Consider the following 14,348-nt stretch of genomic DNA (forward strand, 5'->3'; position numbering starts at 1 on the left):
ATCCCGGTCGGCCGGGATGAGCCCGCACGGCCGTGGAGCAGGGCTGATTCACCCGCGAGGAGGTCCGCCTCACCCCTTGAGGATGTCCGCGGCGGCCTGCTCGCCGGAGCGGACGGCGCCCTCCATGTGCCCGTTCCAGAAGGTCGCGGTCTCGGCGCCCGCCCAGTGGATGACTCCGGCGGTCTTCCTGATGGAGGAGCCGAAACGGGTGAGGACGCCGGGCGGCGTGAAACCGGGGGCGCCGCCACGGGTGTACTCCTCGGCGTCCCAGCGCCCCAGCACGAACTCGGTGGGCGTGGCCGCCTGGGAGCCGAAGTAGCGCGCCAGGTCGTCGAGGATCAGCTGCTTGATGGTGGCGTCGCTCTTGTCCTCGACCGCGCGCATCTGGTCACCGTCGAGGAAGGCGAGCAGGGCGCCGTACGAGCCGTCGGGAGGCGAGTTGTCGAAGGTGCTGCGGGTGGTGCCGGTCAGCGCCGCCACCTGGCCGTTGAGGCCGGCGTCCCGCCAGAACGGCTTGTCGTAGACGGCGATCGCCTTGCCGATGGAGGAGAGCGGGAAGCGCTGGGTGAGCTGGTCGCGGGTGGCGGGCAGCGCGGGGCTGTAGACGATGCGGCCGGCGAGGGTGGGCGGGAGGGCGACGACGACCGAACTCGCCGTCACCGCGAGGCCGTCGGCGACGACGAGGGCCGAGCTGCCCGACTGGACGATCCGCCGGACCGGGGCCTTGAGCACCACCTTGCTGCCGAGTGCCGCGGCCATCTTCGTGACGAGCTGGTAGGGGCCGCCGACGAAGCGCGAGTCGCGGGCGCCGCCCAGGGTGCTGATGAGCCGGGTGAGGTTGCCCGGGTTGGTCTCGTTCCCGGCGACCGCGATGTAGTTCAGGATCCACAGCAGGGAGATGTCGCGGGACTCGGCGGACAGCGCGCCGTTGGACATCAGATGCAGGATCGTCTTCGCGTTGGCGTTGGTGACGTTGCCCTCGATCCAGCTCGCGAAGGTCTGCCCGTCGAGCTCCTCGGCCTTGGGCGCGGTCCAGGGCGCGTCCACCGGGATGGTCGAGGCGAGGGTGTCGAGCTGGTAGATGGCCTGGCCGAGGGCCTGGTAGGAGTCGTTGTCCATGGGCGGCAGCGCGCCGCTGTAGCGGATCAGGGTGCCGTCGGCGGTGTAGTAGATGCTCTCGCCGGTGTTGTAGCCGGTGAACGTCTTGACGCCGAGTTCGTCGGCCAGCGCCTGCAGCCGGGTCTGGGTGGGGCCGGTGAACTGGCCGCCGCGCTCTATGGTTCCGCCGTTGGCGAGACCTATGTCGTGGACCCGGCCGCCCACCCGGTCCCGGGCCTCCAGAACCAGCACCTTCTTGCCGGCGGCGACCAGCTTGCGGGCCGCGGTCAGCCCCGCGAGGCCCGCGCCGACGACCACGGTGTCGACGACGGCGTCCGCGCCCTCGGTGGTCTGCGCCCGGGCCGGGCTCGCGACGGCGGCCGTGGTGGCGGCGCCCGCCCCCAGGGCGACACCGGCGCCGAGGAGGCTTCTGCGGTTCAGTTGCGGTCTCATGATTCCCCTTCGAATGCGTTGCGGTGGGTCGCGGCGCGTTGCCGAAGAAAGTGCGACACAGCCCGTCCTATCAAGACTGGGGCGAGTGTTTCGAAATCACGTACGCACGCGGGGAATTGTCCGGGTGTCGTCGCCGCACTGCGTCAAGTTCCGTGGACAGAAATATGCGTTGCGGATACAACAGCAGTCACCGGAATTCTCGGAAGGGTAAAAGGATGTCTGCATTCCGCCATGAACCCGTACTCGTTCGGGGCGCTGAGGCCGAGACCATCAGCCACTCCACCGGCGCGGCGTTTCTGCTCACCGACGCGGGCAGCACCGCGGGGGCGCTCAGCTGCCACCGGGTACTGCTCGCCCCGGGCGCCGACGGCTCCGCGCCGCACTATCACGCCCGTTCGTCGGAGCTGTTCTATGTCGTCGCCGGCGCCGTGCAGTTGCTGGGCGGCGACAAGGTCGTCGAGGCGGGCCGCGGCGACCTGGTGGTCGTACCGCCGTTCATGCCGCACGCCTTCGCCGCGGTACCGGGATCGGAGGCAGAGCTGCTGATCACCATCACGCCGGGCGTCGACCGCTTCGACTACTTCCGGCTGCTCGGCCGGATCGTCAACGGCGAGGCCCCGTACTCGGATCTGCTGGCCGTCGAGGACAGCTTCGACAGCCACTCGGTGCACAGCGAGATCTGGGCGGCCGCGCGTTCACCGCAGGCGGCCTGAGGGCGCCTCGGAGGGCTAGGGCCTGTCGTCAAATTCCCGTCGTCCGCCCGGAGGGCGGGCCGGGCGGCGTCTGGTGCGTGCTCTCGGCGTGCTGGGCGGAAGCCCTCGTACTGGACGTACTTGGGCTTTCGCCCGGTGCGGCGAGTGGGGGCACCTCCCACGCCCTTAAGGCAGTGGGGGAGCGTGCCAGGCGTCGCCCGGCAGACGGGAATTTGACGACAGGGCCTAGCGAAGGCCCGTGGCATCCGGACCGGCAGGTGATCTTCACTGCCGGTCCGGGCGACCGCGGGCCTTTCCCGTGTCCGTGCCTGCATGTGCCTGGAACCGCTCAGTCCCAGGGGCCGAAGCCGGTCACCCGGTCGATGGTGACGCGGACGACGAAGCCGGTGGCGTTCGCGAAGCGGGCCGCGGGCCAGGACGCTCCGGCGTCCAGGTAGGGCACGGCGATCCGGCCGAGCAGGGCGACGGCGCCGCCCTCCAGGACCTCCGCGGTGCCGTGCGCCACGAAGTGGTACTCCATGCCGTCGGGGCTCTTGACCCCCGATGCCATGGAGAGGGCGACCCGCGGGTCGCGGCGCAGATTGCGGATCTTCTGCTGCTCGTAGAGGTGGCCGGAGACGACCCGGTCCTCCTCGTCGAGTCCCACCCAGACACAGGCCACCTGCGGGCTGCCGTCCGGGTTCAGGGTCACCATGTGCGCGAGATGTCCGGAGGTGAGAGCCCGGCGCACCGGTGCGGTCAGCGGGTAGCGCGTTGTGGTGCTCACAGTGGTTCCTCTCTCACTGCCCGGCCGGTGAAGGGGAAACAGCTCCCGCCGCCCGACCCCTGGCGGCGGGAGCTGTGCGGGGACACCGCTTCGGAAAGCGTCCCCGGTCTGTGGGGGATTCATGGGGAGGGAAATCGATCGCATGCATTCCCTCGCCTCGGTCAAGCATTAGTCAGTCAAGCAAAGCCGAACTTCAGAATTCCGCCCGGGCGGTTCGCGGTTCGGTACTGCGTCATATGGCGCGGAATTCTTCATGAGGAGACGCTGGACACGGCGGGCACGGCGGGCACGGCGGGCACGGTCCCGTGCCGGCGTATCGCGCCCGCCGCCCGGCGGGCCGCGAGCCGCTCCAGGGCCTGGAAACCGTGCGCCGCGGAGGCCAGCGTCACGTGGTGGTGCCAGCCCCGGAAGGAGCGGCCCTCGAAGTCGACGAGGCCGCACTCCTCGCGCAGCCGCCCGAGGTCGTAGCGGGAGCGCCAGCGCAGCTTCGCCGTGGAGACGAGATCGGGAAGCCGGCGCGAGCCGAGGTTGGTGACCCAGTAGGTCCGCGGCTGCGGCCGCCCGGCCGGCCATTCGACGAGGAGCTGGCGGGGCCTGCGGAAGCGGCGCTCGCCGTGCCGGACGGCCGGGCCGCCGGGGCCCGCCGGGATCTGCGCGGCGAGGAACTGCGACTGCCGCACCCGGCTCTCGACGCCTTCGCGCCAGGCGAGGGTGACGCGTGCGCTGCGGCGGCCCGCCGTGTGCATCATGTCGGCGGCCGTGCCCAGCACGACGGGCGATCCGTTCGCCGACGGGGCCGCCAGCAGCGGTGCGCCGCCGGCGACTTCGACGAGATAGCCGAGCCCGCGGGCCTCCAGCCCGTCGAGTAACGGGAGGACGTCGGGTTCGTGCCGCCAGTCGGCGAGTATCGGAGCGGGCCTGAGGTCCCACTCCTGCACCATCTCGTCAAGGCTGTGCAGCACATGCCGCCAGCGGGGCTGGTGGCGCTCGACGTCCGGCACCCGGGCCGCGCCGCGCCGCCGCTCGTCGTCGTCCCAGTGCGGCGGCATCAGCAGCCGCCAGTTCACCGGGATGCTGGCGTCCTCGGTGGCGAGGGACACGGCCAGGCCCAGTTGGCAGTTGGCGGTGCGGCCCTCGGCCGGCACGAACTGCCGGGCCACGCCCGCCGAGTGGTTGCCGTTCTTCGGGAAGACCACCTCGTCCACCACCCAGGCATCGGGTTCGGCTGCGAGGAAGACCTGTTCGGCGAGGCGTTTACGGACATCCGTCACCTCCCAGGGACTCTGGCTCACGAACTGTTGCAGTGACTGGGAGGCGCGGCGGCCGAGGACATGCTCGGAGATACGGGCCGGAGTCTTGCGGCCACTGGCATCGAGCAGTCCGCGCACATAGACCTCACCCCAGCGGCGCTGGTCGGAGCGGGCGAACGGCGAGAAGAGATACGCGCAGTATTCGGAGAGACCGTCTCCCCGGCCCCGCTCCCGCGTGGCGTTCAGGTCAGCGTTCAAAGACATGGAGACCCCCTGCGTGAAGCGTCAATGCTAGTTAACTGCGGCTGTGAAAATCTGTCAAGTCACCAGTAAATCAGCGGTTTTGGGGGCTGTCATACGCCAAAGGGCGGAGTCTCCGACCTGGAGACTCCGCCCGTTGCGGCAGTGGTGGTTGTTTACAGCGACGCCGAGCCCTCCATGGGGTCCAGGTCGTCCACGATGTACGTCTTCACCAGCGGATTACCGTCCTCACCTGCGACGACAATCCAGGTCTGGTAGGCGTCGAAGCCCAGCCACTGGCTGCGCGCCGCGGGCGGATTCCAGATGTGGGCCTGCCAGTTGACAACCACCTTGACAAGCGCCTCACCGCGGGCGGTGGGCTCCACCTCGACGCTCTTGAGCTCGTGCACCTCGTCGAAGAAGCGGTTGGTCACCGCCTCGTACCAGCCCTTGAACTCGTCCAGCGTCGTGAGCGTCGCTTCGGGGAAGCGCATCTCCAGGCCGTCCTGGACGAGATAGGGCAGCACCTGCTCCAGCGGGACGTGCTGGTCCAGGGCGATGTACCAGTCGCGGACCGCGTCACGGATGGACTGCTCGGTCAAGGAGGCGCCGAGCAGGGTGGATTCGGTCATGGGAAGCCTTCTTCCTCGTACGCGTGTGATCGGTCTCTTCAGTCGATGGAGGCGTCCCGATAGCCCTCGCTGACCTCCACGATCACCCCGTCCGGGTCGGTCAGCCACACGCTCTGCCACCCGGGGATGAAGTCGTCGAAGTGCAGCGGGCCCAGCGTCACCGGGACCTCGTCGCCCACCTTGGTGAGGAAGGCGTCCAAGTCGTCCGTCTGGAAGGCCAGATGACGGGCCACGCCCGGCTGGGCGGGACCGTCCCCGGCCGGCTTCACCAGCGGCTCGGTGTCGGAGTGGAACAGTTCCAGATAGACGTCGCCCTGCCGCAGGAACACGATCCGGTCGTCGTCCAGTTCCACCGTGCGCGCCCGGCTGAAGCCGAACCACCGCTCGTAGAAGGCCTCCGTCGCGCCCAGATCACGGCAGTTGAGCCCCACATGGGACCACCGCAGGCTCATGTGCCCCCCTTGATGAGGTCGGCGGCCCGCTCGGCGATCGCCGCGATGGCCGTGTTGCAGTTGCCCGAGGGCACCGCGGGCATCACGCTCGCGTCGACGACGCGCAGCCCGCTCACGCCGTGCACCTTCAGGTCCGGGTCGACGACGGAGAGATCGTCGATGCCCATGCGGCACGAGCCGGCCTGGTGGTGGTAGCTGTCCGCGCGCTCGCGCACGAACCGTTCGATGTCGGCGTCGGTGCGCACGTCCGGGCCGGGCAGCAGCTCCCCCTTGAGGTGCTCCTTGAAGGCGGAGGTGGCGAAGATGTCACGGGACAGCTTCACCGCCTGCACCAGCCGCTCGACGTCGGAGCGGTCCCCCAGGTAGTTGGGGTCGACCAGCGGCTTGGCGAACGGGTCCGCGCTCGCCAGCCGCACGGTGCCGCGGGACTGGGGGCGCACCACACCGGGCAGGATGCTCACCGCGTTGGGGTGCTGCTGGCCCACGATGATGTCGAACGGCACATGCACGAAGGCGATTTGCAGGTCGGGCGCGATCAGTCCGGGCCGCGAGGTGGCGAAGAGCGCCGACTCGGAGAGGTTCTGGTGGCCCTGCTCGACCGGCTCCACGGTCTCGGCGATGAGTCCGGTGAGCACATGGTTGTGGAAGTTCTCGCCCACGCCCGGCAGCCCCGCGGTGACCTCGATGCCCAGCGGCCGCAGCTGCTCGGGGGAACCGACGCCGGACAGCAGCAGGATCTTGGGCGACTCGATCGCGCCCGCGCACAGCAGGACCTCGGCGCCCGCCCGTACCGTGTGCTCACCGGGCTCGCCGGGCCGGGCGTTGCGTACCGTACGCCCCTCGCCGGTGAAGGCGATCTCCTGCTGGACGTAGGTGACACCGGTGCAGCGGCCGTCCTCGATCACCAGCCGGGCCACCTGGGCGCCCGTACGGAGTGTCAGGTTCGGCCGGTCCAGGGCGGGTTCGAGGTACGAGACCAGCGCGCCGCGCCGCCTGCCGTCGCGGGCGTCGAGATGGTGCCAGCCCGCGCCGATCATCCGCGAGCCGTTGAAGTCGTCCAGCTCGGTGTGGCCCAGCTCCACGCACGCGTCGATGAAGGTGCGCGAGAGCGGATTGGGGTGGTGCGCGCCCGCGTTGGTGACGACCTGGGGTCCGCCGATGCCCGTCTCGGGTCCGTGCGGGTCCTCCTGGTCCTCCATCCTGCGGAAGTACGGCAGCAGGTCCTCGTATGACCAGCCCGCGGCGCCCTGGTACGCCCAGGCGTCGAAGTCCGAGGGGTGCCCGCGGACGTGCATCATGATGTACAGGTTGCTGCTGCCGCCGGGGATCTTGCCCCGCGGTTCGTACGTCGACCGTCCGCCCAGCGCCGGCTGCGGAACGCTCGTGTAGCCCCAGTCGACCTCGGAGCCCAGCAAGGTGAACCAGAGCGGTGCCTGGTCGACGTTGGCCGGGATGTGGTTGCCGCCGGCCTCCAGGAGCAGGACCCGTACCGCGGGGTCCTCGGTGAGGCGGGCGGCGAGCACGGAGCCCGCGGTTCCCGCGCCCACGATGATGTAGTCGTAGTCGCTGTGGTCCTCGTGTTCCGCCATGTCGGCTCCCGCCGCTAGTCGGTCCCGAGTACGGGCTGGAACGGGACGGTGTCGTGGTGGTTCGACATGTAGGAGATCCGCCCGTCGACCACCTGGAAGTAGTTGACGACGTCGGCCTCGATCGGCTCGCCGGAGTGCGTGGCCGCCGAGATGTGCGAGACGACGGCGGCCTGCTCGCCCTCGATCACGATGTGCCGCGGGGTGTTGGTGAACGCGGCGTACATCGCGGGGAAGCCCTTCATCATGGCGCGCAGGGTCTCCCGCCCCTCGACGTGCCCGGCGAGCTGCTCGTCCATGGTCTGGCGCTCGGCGAACAGATCCGTCCAAGCCTCCCAGTCACCCTTGTTGGCCAGCTCGTAGTAGCTGTTCACCACTTGCCTGGTGTCCACGTGTGTCTCCCTCGGACAGGGATCAGACGGCGATGCGCTCGTCGATCGGCTTGAGCTGGAAGACGGTCCACATGAAGCGGTCCACGCTGTGCTGGTCCGCGGTGTGCACCTGGACGTCGGCGATCCGCCCGTCGCGGATCCCGTACGTCGTCGACGTCGGGAACAGGTACTCCTCGGTGTCCGCCTTCGCGTGCCCGAGGTGCTTCTCGACGACGGTGCCGTCGTCCAGTTCGCCGAAGTGGACGTTGTCGACGCTGACTCCGGCCTTGAACAGCTCGCCGAAGAAGGCCATGACCTGACCCGCGCCCCGGTGGTCGCCGGACAGCGGGTGGTGGCCGGGCATCTTCCAGGAGATCTCCGGGTGGAACAGCTCTTCCTGGATGCGGTCCAGCTGGCCGGAGTTGAAGTACTCGTACATCTTCAGTACGAGGTCGGTGTTCGACACAGCGCTCTCCTCGGATCGTGGTGGTTGTCTCACAGCGGCGGCCGGGCCCGGCGGGGGGTTCACGGTGCCGGGCCCGGCCGCTGCTCGGCGGGACCCGCCGCGCGCCGTGAAGGGGGGATCGGCGCCTGCGGTCCGGCCGGCTCGGGTGAAGCAGCGTCGTACGAAGGAAAGTGAATTCTTTTGTCCCGGCAGTGCGGAATCAACGCAGTGCGGGATCAACTGACGCCTAATTCAGCTTCTGCCGCAGTGCACCGCCGAGTACGAGTGAAGCCGCGACGCCTCTCCCCCTGCGACAACATGCAATTACGTCGCCCACACTGTCGGAGGTCGGCGACGGACCCGCCTTCCGCGCACGAGACTTCCGGCATGGTGAGCACAGAGCGGGGCGGCGGGCGCGGCTGGGTGAGTCTCGCGGTGATCCTGGCCGGTGCTTTCATGGCCATTCTGGATGTGGCTGTCGTCAATGTCGCGATGCCCTCGATCCACAGCGATCTCCATACGAGCTTCGGTGCCGTCGAATTGGTGGTTTCCTCCTACACACTTCTCTACGCGAGTTTCCTGGTGACCGGTGGCCGACTGGGTGATGTCGTCGGCCGCAAAAGGATGTTCATCACCGGTCTCGCGGTATTCACGACGGCTTCCGCCCTCTGCGGTCTGGCTCCCGGCATTCACATACTGGTCGCGGCGCGTGCCCTTCAGGGGGTGGGCGGGGCGCTCCTGTATCCACAGGTCCTCGCGATCATCCAGGTGACGTTCGACGGGCCCGAACGCGCCCGTGCCCTCGGCGTGTTCGGCTGTGTGGTGGGGGTCGCCGCGATCGCGGGGCAGATCGTCGGCGGGCTGCTGCTGGCCTGGAACCCGCTGGGGCTGGACTGGCGGCCCGCGTTCCTGATCAATGTGCCGATCGGTCTGGCCACCATGGTGGCGACCCTGCGGCTGCTGCCGCCGGACGAACCGCTGGAGCCGCGCCCCCACCTCGACTGGCGCGGCTCCGTGCTGTCCGTGCTGACCCTGGTGCTGTTCATCGTGCCGCTGCTGATGGGCCGCGACGCAGGCTGGCCGGCGTGGATGCTGCTGTCGCTCGCGGCCGCGCCCCTCGCCGCCGCCCTGTTCCTGCGGCACGAGCGCCGGGTCGCCGAGCGCGGACTCGACCCCTTGATCCGGCTCACGCTGTTCCGCAACCGCGGCTTCGCCGGCGGGGTGCCGATCGCCGCGATGTTCAGCTTCTCCTACGTCGGCTTCATGCTGGTCCTGGCCATGTATCTGCAGATCGGCCTGGGCTTCTCGGCGCTGCGGGCCGCGCTGGTCTACACGCCCAACGCCCTGGGGTTCCTGATCACTTCGCTGCTGGCGGCACGGATCGCCCGGCTGCTGGGACGCCATGTGCTGACGCTCGGCTATCTCGTCGCGGCCGTCGGGCTCTGCTCGGTCGCCGCCACGAGCGCCGCTCAGGGTGCCGGCCTCGGCGGCTGGGAACTCGCGCTGCCGCTGTTCATCGCGGGCCTGGGCCAGGGGCTCGGGATGACCCCGCTCATCGGCACCATCATCGGCACGCTCGCACCGCGCGACGCGGGGGCCGGGGCCGGCGTGGTGACCACCACGCTCCAGGTGGGCAACGCGCTGGGGGTCGCCCTGATGAGCCTGATGTTCTTCACGGTGCTCGGCGACGGCACCTCGCACGCCGCCTACGCGAGCGCCTTCTCGCAGGTGCTGCCGGTCGCCGCGCTCGTGGCGCTGACCGCCGCGTTCATGGTCACCCGGCTGCCGCGCGGCACGGGTGCGTCGGGCAACGCCCTGCTGGAGCGGCTGCCCGGGCATGCCACGGGGTTCGCGTACTCCATGTATCTGATGACCGGCGGCCGCATCGGGGACCGGCTGTTCCACGAGATCCTCGGCCAGGTCACGGAGCGCCGGGAGCGGGAGATCCGCGAGGCGCCGCGGGCCGCCGGGGAGTTCCTCGTCTACCACTTCGAGTCCGCGCACCACGACGCCGCGTGGCTGACGTATCTCACGCGCGAGGCGCTCGCCTACGGCGGCGGACCCGTGCCCCACGAGGCGGAGCGGCGCGCCGTCATCCAGTCGCAGGTGGACGAGATCCGGCAGCGCCAGACCGGCGGGGAGCTGCGCCCCGAGCTCGATCCCGAGCTGCTGCGGCTGCTGACCTTCGCCCTCACCAACTATCCGCGCCTGCTGCCGCAGATCACCCGGATGGCGACGGGCCTCGGCCCGGACGACCCCGGGTTCACCGCGCGCTGGGAGCTGTTCCTCCAGCAGCTGGGAGATCTGCTGCACGCGGGCCCGCCCATCACGTCCCTACCGCGCGCGAGCGCATCTTCCGGAGGACAGGAATGACGACCATCGATCCCTTCGACCCGCTCGACCCGCTCAGCTCGATCGACCCGCTGGGCTCGTTCGATCCCCTGGACTCGTTCGACCCGGTCAACCCGTTCGACGAGAACCTCGTCATCGATCTGCCCGTGTACGAGACCGTGCTCGGTGACGCCGCCGCCCGCGGCGCGAGCCCGGCGCTGATCGACGGCGTGACCGGCCGCACCGTCGGCTACCAGGAGCTGGAACTCGCCACCCGGCGGCTCGCGGCGGGACTCGCCGACGCGGGTGTCGAACAGGGCGACGCCATCGCGCTGTTCAGCACCAACACCCTCTGGTTCGCTCCCGTCCTGCACGCCTGTGCCCGGGCCGGCGCGGTCGTCTGCGTACTGGACAGCCAGGCCGACGAGGCCGAACTGGCGGCCCAGTTGACCGAGAGCGGGACGCGGTGGCTGTTCACCACGCCCGCGCTGCTGCCCCTCGTGCGCAAGGCGCAGCGGATCGTCGGCGCGGGGCCGCGCCCGGTCGAGGAGATCTTCACTCTGGAGCCGGTGGACGGCTATCGCTCCGTCCTGGACCTCGTCGCCGTCGACGCGCCGGAACCGGTGGTGGACATCGAGCCGGTCACCGACATCGCCGTGGTGCACCACGCGGTCGGCTCCCGGCGCCGCGCCCAGCTCACCCACTCCGACATCGCGGCGGACCTCGCGGTGCTGGCCTCGGACAATCCGCTGGAGCCCGGGGAACGGGTGCTCGCCGGGGTGGCGTTCGCCCAGCAGGACGGCCTCGCCTTCCTGACGCAGCACGCGCTGCGCAGCGGCGCCACCGTGGTCGTGGTGCCGGAGCTGCTGCACGCGCCCGAACTGCTCGACGCGATCCGCGCGCAGCGGGTGCGGACCGCCTTCGTCACGCAGACCGTGCTCTACAGCCTGGTCGCGTCGGCTCCGGAGGACACCGGCGAACTGGGCTCCCTTGAGCGCGTCATCTGCGTGGGGCCCGAGCTGACGCCGGACACGGCGGAGACCTGCGCGGTCCTGCTGGGCGTACCGACGATCGAGTACCTCGGCCGGCAGACGTTCGCGGGGATCGCACCGCCCCTGCCGGGAGCCTGACCGCACAGCACAGGGTGAGGATGCGAGGGTGCCCCCGCCGGTCGTCCGGCGGCGGGGGCACCCTCAGCCGTATGTGCCGGGGCACCACCGGCCTGTCCGTACGGTACGGGTCACAGGTGCAGATCGCGGCTGAGTGCCGCCTCCTCGAAGTCGAGCTGATGGACGACCTGGCGGACCACCTCGTCGTCGAGACGGCCTTGGTCGCGCATCGCGATGAAGGCCTCGCGCTCGGCGGTCAGCATCTCCCGGCGCAGCAACTGGTAGGCGGCGGCCGGTGAGTGGGTGCCGGGCCGGCCGCCGTCGCGCAGCCGTTCCCAGGCGGCGACCCGCCGGTACTCGGCGACCTCCCGCAGCCGCAGGACCACATGCTGCGGGCAGTGCTGGTGCTCGCCGGCGACCAGCTCCTCCAGCCGGTGCTGGGCGTGCCGGGCGGCCTCCTCCTGCGCCTTGGCCTCGGCGAGGTGGTCGTCGTGCTCCCCGCCGCGGCCCGCGAGCCCGAGCCGGCGGACGAACGCCGGGAAGCCGAGCCCCTGCACGAAGAGCGTGCTCAGCGTGACCGAGAAGGTGAGGAAGAGGACGAGTTCGCGGTGCGGCATGTCGTCGGGCAGCGCGAACGCCGCGGCCAGCGACACCACTCCGCGGATGCCCGCCCAGGACAGCGCGGCCGGCAGCTGCCACGGTGGCGAGGGGTCGCGGGCACGCAGCCGGGGTGAGATCCAGCGGGGCAGATAGGTCGCCGGGAACACCCAGAGGAACCGGCCGAGCATCACGGTCAGGGAGACGGCCACCGCGTACCAGAGCAGGGACCACAGCGGGGTGTCGTCCAACGCCCTGACGACGGGCCGTAGTTGGAGCCCTATCAGGGCGAACACCACGGACTCCAGCAGGAAGACGATCAGCTTCCAGGAGGCCTGCTCCTGCAACCGTGCCGCGTGCGAGGCGCGGTTGGAGTGATGGCCGAGGTAGAGCCCGGCGGCGAGGACCGCGAGCACACCGGAGGCGTGCAGATACTCCGCGAGCGCGTAGGTGACGAACGGCACCAGCAGGGAGACCGCGGTGTGCGCGACGGCGTCGCCGAGCCAGCACTGGAGCCGGCGCACCGGCCAGGCGATGAGCAGGCCCAGGACCAGCCCGCCCGAGCAGGTGAGGACGAAGTCGCGGATGCCGTCGAGGAGGGAGAAGCCGCCGCCCGCCACGATCGCCACCGTGATGCGGTACGCGGTGAGGCCGGTCGAGTCGTTGAAGAGGGACTCCGCCACCATGATCCGTACGAGTCTGCGCGGCAGCCCGAGTTTGCGGGCCACGGACACGGCGGCCACCACGTCCGTCGGTCCGAGGAGCGCGCCCAGCACGAAGGCGACGGGCCAGGACATGCCGGGGACGACGGTGTGCGCCACCAGCGCCACGAGAGCCATGGTGAACAGGACGAGTCCCACGGACAGCAGGGCGATGGGGCGCGCGTTGACACGGAAGCTGAGGAACGAGCTCTCGCAGGCCTCCGAGTACACCATCGGCGGGATGAAAAGGAACAGCACGAGGTGCGGGTCGAGGTGGTAGTCGGGCACACCCGGCACGAAGGAGGTCAGCAGGCCCGCGAGGACCAGGCTGACCGGCGCGGAGATCTGTATCCGCCGTACGACGACGGCGAGCAGCGTCACGGGGACGACGAGCAGCAGGACCTCGGTCACCTCGCATCGCCCGGTGCCGGGTGCAGATGCCGGCCGAGGCCGGCCAGCCGGTGCGGTTTCGGGCGGCAGCCGCAGTGGCAGCTGGGCGCGATCCCCACCAGCGCCGTCTCGGCGACCGCGGCCGCCGCCACGGGCGCGGTCAGCAGGGCGAGCGCGAAGAGCCCGGACCGGTCCCGCGCGACGAGGGGCACGAGCAGCGCGACGGCGGCGACCGCGAGGCGCAGGGTGACCACGGAACGCGGCAGCCCCCAGCGCGGCCAGGCGAACACCGCGTGGAAGCCGACGGCTCCGGCGCACATCAGCCACAGCGCGGAGTCGTCCAGAGCCTCCCGCGGGTGCGCCACGGCCAGCCAGACGCCGACGGCGATCGCGGAGACGGAACCGAGCAGGCAGTAGTGCCCGTACGCGAGCAGCTCCCGCACCACACGGCTCTGGTTGTCCTCCGTGCGCAGCTGGTGGGCGATCCGGCTGTTGCTGAAGTGGAAGTAGATCCACCACAGGGAGGCGACGAGCAGGAAGGCCAGGGCCAGCGCCAGGGCCTGCCGGACGGAGAAGTCGTGCGGAATCTTCCCGCCGGCGTCCACGAACGGCACTCCGAGCGCCAGTATGACGACCAGGCCGAACCGCTCGGGCAGATGCAGGACGTCGACGTGGATGTGGTTCAGCCGTCTGCGCAGCACGAAGGTGCTGGACAGTTCCCCGGCCATCAGCACCGCCCAGGCCACCCGCTGCTGCTCGTGCGGAAGTCCCGCGGTGAGCAGCAGCAGGGGGGCGGTGCAGAACGCCGACACGGAGAAGGGGTTCAGGCGCAGCCCGCCGAAGACGTCCACCGCCCACCACAGCAGCAGGGCGCGCAGCAGCAGATAGGCGACGGCGAAGAAGACGCCGTGGCCGTGCAGGGCGGTGGGCGCGGCGATGGTCATCATCGAGGTGATCAGGGTGATGGCGAGGAGCCGCAGCCGGTTCTTCACGTCGTGCAGGTCCGTCAGGTTGGACAGGATCCCGGTGCCCACCCACGACCACCAGAAGGGGGTGAACACGGCCCAGGCGTTGACCAGTCCGGTCCAGGAGATGTCGTCCGCGAGGGTGTGGGTGACCTTGTTGACCGCGAAGACGAGCACCAGGTCGTAGAAGTGCTCCGCCACGTTGATGCGTTTGGACTCGATGAGCGGTGCGACGCGGCTGGTCGCCAT

At 70.2% G+C, this 14,348-nt stretch carries 13 protein-coding genes; 3 read left to right on the plus strand and 10 right to left on the minus strand.

From position 1 onward, the window contains the following. Positions 1-69: 69 nt before the first annotated feature. Positions 70-1,551 (minus strand): flavin monoamine oxidase family protein, encoded by a 1,482-nt coding sequence (locus OIC96_RS09285; protein ID WP_330308335.1) that lies wholly within the window; start codon positions 1,549-1,551, stop codon positions 70-72. A 215-nt stretch (positions 1,552-1,766) separates the two neighbouring features. Between OIC96_RS09285 and OIC96_RS09290 the strand changes: the two genes are divergently transcribed. Continuing rightward, on the plus strand, positions 1,767-2,264 hold the full coding sequence (locus OIC96_RS09290) for a cupin domain-containing protein (RefSeq protein ID WP_330308334.1): 498 nt from the start codon (positions 1,767-1,769) through the stop codon (positions 2,262-2,264). 328 nt (positions 2,265-2,592) lie between these two features. Here the strand turns inward: OIC96_RS09290 and OIC96_RS09295 are convergent, their stop codons facing one another. From OIC96_RS09295 to OIC96_RS09325, 7 genes are all read right to left on the minus strand, one after another. Then, complete coding sequence (locus tag OIC96_RS09295) at positions 2,593-3,030, minus strand: TIGR03618 family F420-dependent PPOX class oxidoreductase (protein ID WP_330308333.1); 438 nt, start codon at positions 3,028-3,030, stop codon at positions 2,593-2,595. A gap of 251 nt (positions 3,031-3,281) precedes the next feature. Further along, the gene (locus tag OIC96_RS09300; protein WP_330308332.1) at positions 3,282-4,544 is read right to left on the minus strand and encodes an IS701 family transposase; all 1,263 of its coding nucleotides are present in this window, start codon (positions 4,542-4,544) and stop codon (positions 3,282-3,284) included. Positions 4,545-4,696: 152 nt separating this feature from the next. Beyond that, positions 4,697-5,152 carry a nuclear transport factor 2 family protein gene (locus tag OIC96_RS09305; protein WP_330308331.1) on the minus strand — a complete coding sequence of 152 codons (456 nt, stop codon included), beginning with the start codon at positions 5,150-5,152 and terminating at the stop codon, positions 4,697-4,699. 38 nt (positions 5,153-5,190) lie between these two features. Further along, a complete protein-coding gene (locus tag OIC96_RS09310; protein WP_327433020.1) occupies positions 5,191-5,604 on the minus strand; it encodes a VOC family protein in 414 nt (137 codons plus the stop codon). Then, complete coding sequence (locus OIC96_RS09315; RefSeq protein WP_330308330.1) at positions 5,601-7,193, minus strand: GMC family oxidoreductase; 1,593 nt, start codon at positions 7,191-7,193, stop codon at positions 5,601-5,603. Before OIC96_RS09315 ends, OIC96_RS09310 begins: the two co-directional genes overlap by 4 nt. Positions 7,194-7,207: 14 nt before the next feature. Then, positions 7,208-7,582, minus strand: a complete 375-nt coding sequence (locus OIC96_RS09320) for a nuclear transport factor 2 family protein (RefSeq protein WP_327433018.1) — start codon at positions 7,580-7,582, stop codon at positions 7,208-7,210. Positions 7,583-7,604: 22 nt separating this feature from the next. Next, positions 7,605-8,027, minus strand: a complete 423-nt coding sequence (locus OIC96_RS09325; RefSeq protein ID WP_327433017.1) for a nuclear transport factor 2 family protein — start codon at positions 8,025-8,027, stop codon at positions 7,605-7,607. Between the two features lie 366 nt (positions 8,028-8,393). On the opposite strand from OIC96_RS09325, the gene OIC96_RS09330 reads away from it, so the two are divergent. After that, the gene (locus OIC96_RS09330; RefSeq protein WP_330308329.1) at positions 8,394-10,379 is read left to right on the plus strand and encodes an MFS transporter; all 1,986 of its coding nucleotides are present in this window, start codon (positions 8,394-8,396) and stop codon (positions 10,377-10,379) included. Further along, positions 10,376-11,467, plus strand: coding sequence for an AMP-binding protein (locus OIC96_RS09335; protein WP_330308328.1), 1,092 nt, complete (start codon positions 10,376-10,378; stop codon positions 11,465-11,467). The genes OIC96_RS09330 and OIC96_RS09335 overlap by 4 nt, the downstream gene beginning before the upstream one ends. 110 nt (positions 11,468-11,577) lie before the next feature. Here OIC96_RS09335 and OIC96_RS09340 read toward each other — a convergent pair whose 3' ends face one another. Next, positions 11,578-13,155, minus strand: coding sequence for a Na+/H+ antiporter (locus OIC96_RS09340; RefSeq protein ID WP_330308327.1), 1,578 nt, complete (start codon positions 13,153-13,155; stop codon positions 11,578-11,580). Beyond that, entirely contained in the window at positions 13,152-14,348 is a 1,197-nt protein-coding gene (locus tag OIC96_RS09345) for a low temperature requirement protein A (protein ID WP_330308326.1), read from the minus strand. Before OIC96_RS09345 ends, OIC96_RS09340 begins: the two co-directional genes overlap by 4 nt.

The organism is Streptomyces sp. NBC_00775, assembly GCF_036347135.1.
In the GTDB taxonomy this organism is placed as follows: domain Bacteria; phylum Actinomycetota; class Actinomycetes; order Streptomycetales; family Streptomycetaceae; genus Streptomyces; species Streptomyces lutosisoli.

Excerpts from the sequence above, each read along its gene's own strand:
- OIC96_RS09285 (WP_330308335.1), bottom strand. The coding sequence starts at position 1,551 with ATGAGACCGCAACTGAACCGCAGAAGCCTCCTCGGCGCCGGTGTCGCC.
- OIC96_RS09290 (WP_330308334.1), top strand. The coding sequence starts at position 1,767 with ATGTCTGCATTCCGCCATGAACCCGTACTCGTTCGGGGCGCTGAGGCC.
- OIC96_RS09300 (WP_330308332.1), bottom strand. The coding sequence starts at position 4,544 with ATGTCTTTGAACGCTGACCTGAACGCCACGCGGGAGCGGGGCCGGGGA.
- OIC96_RS09305 (WP_330308331.1), bottom strand. The coding sequence starts at position 5,152 with ATGACCGAATCCACCCTGCTCGGCGCCTCCTTGACCGAGCAGTCCATC.
- OIC96_RS09310 (WP_327433020.1), bottom strand. The coding sequence starts at position 5,604 with ATGAGCCTGCGGTGGTCCCATGTGGGGCTCAACTGCCGTGATCTGGGC.
- OIC96_RS09315 (WP_330308330.1), bottom strand. The coding sequence starts at position 7,193 with ATGGCGGAACACGAGGACCACAGCGACTACGACTACATCATCGTGGGC.
- OIC96_RS09330 (WP_330308329.1), top strand. The coding sequence starts at position 8,394 with ATGGTGAGCACAGAGCGGGGCGGCGGGCGCGGCTGGGTGAGTCTCGCG.
- OIC96_RS09335 (WP_330308328.1), top strand. The coding sequence starts at position 10,376 with ATGACGACCATCGATCCCTTCGACCCGCTCGACCCGCTCAGCTCGATC.
- OIC96_RS09345 (WP_330308326.1), bottom strand. The coding sequence starts at position 14,348 with ATGGCGACCAGCCGCGTCGCACCGCTCATCGAGTCCAAACGCATCAAC.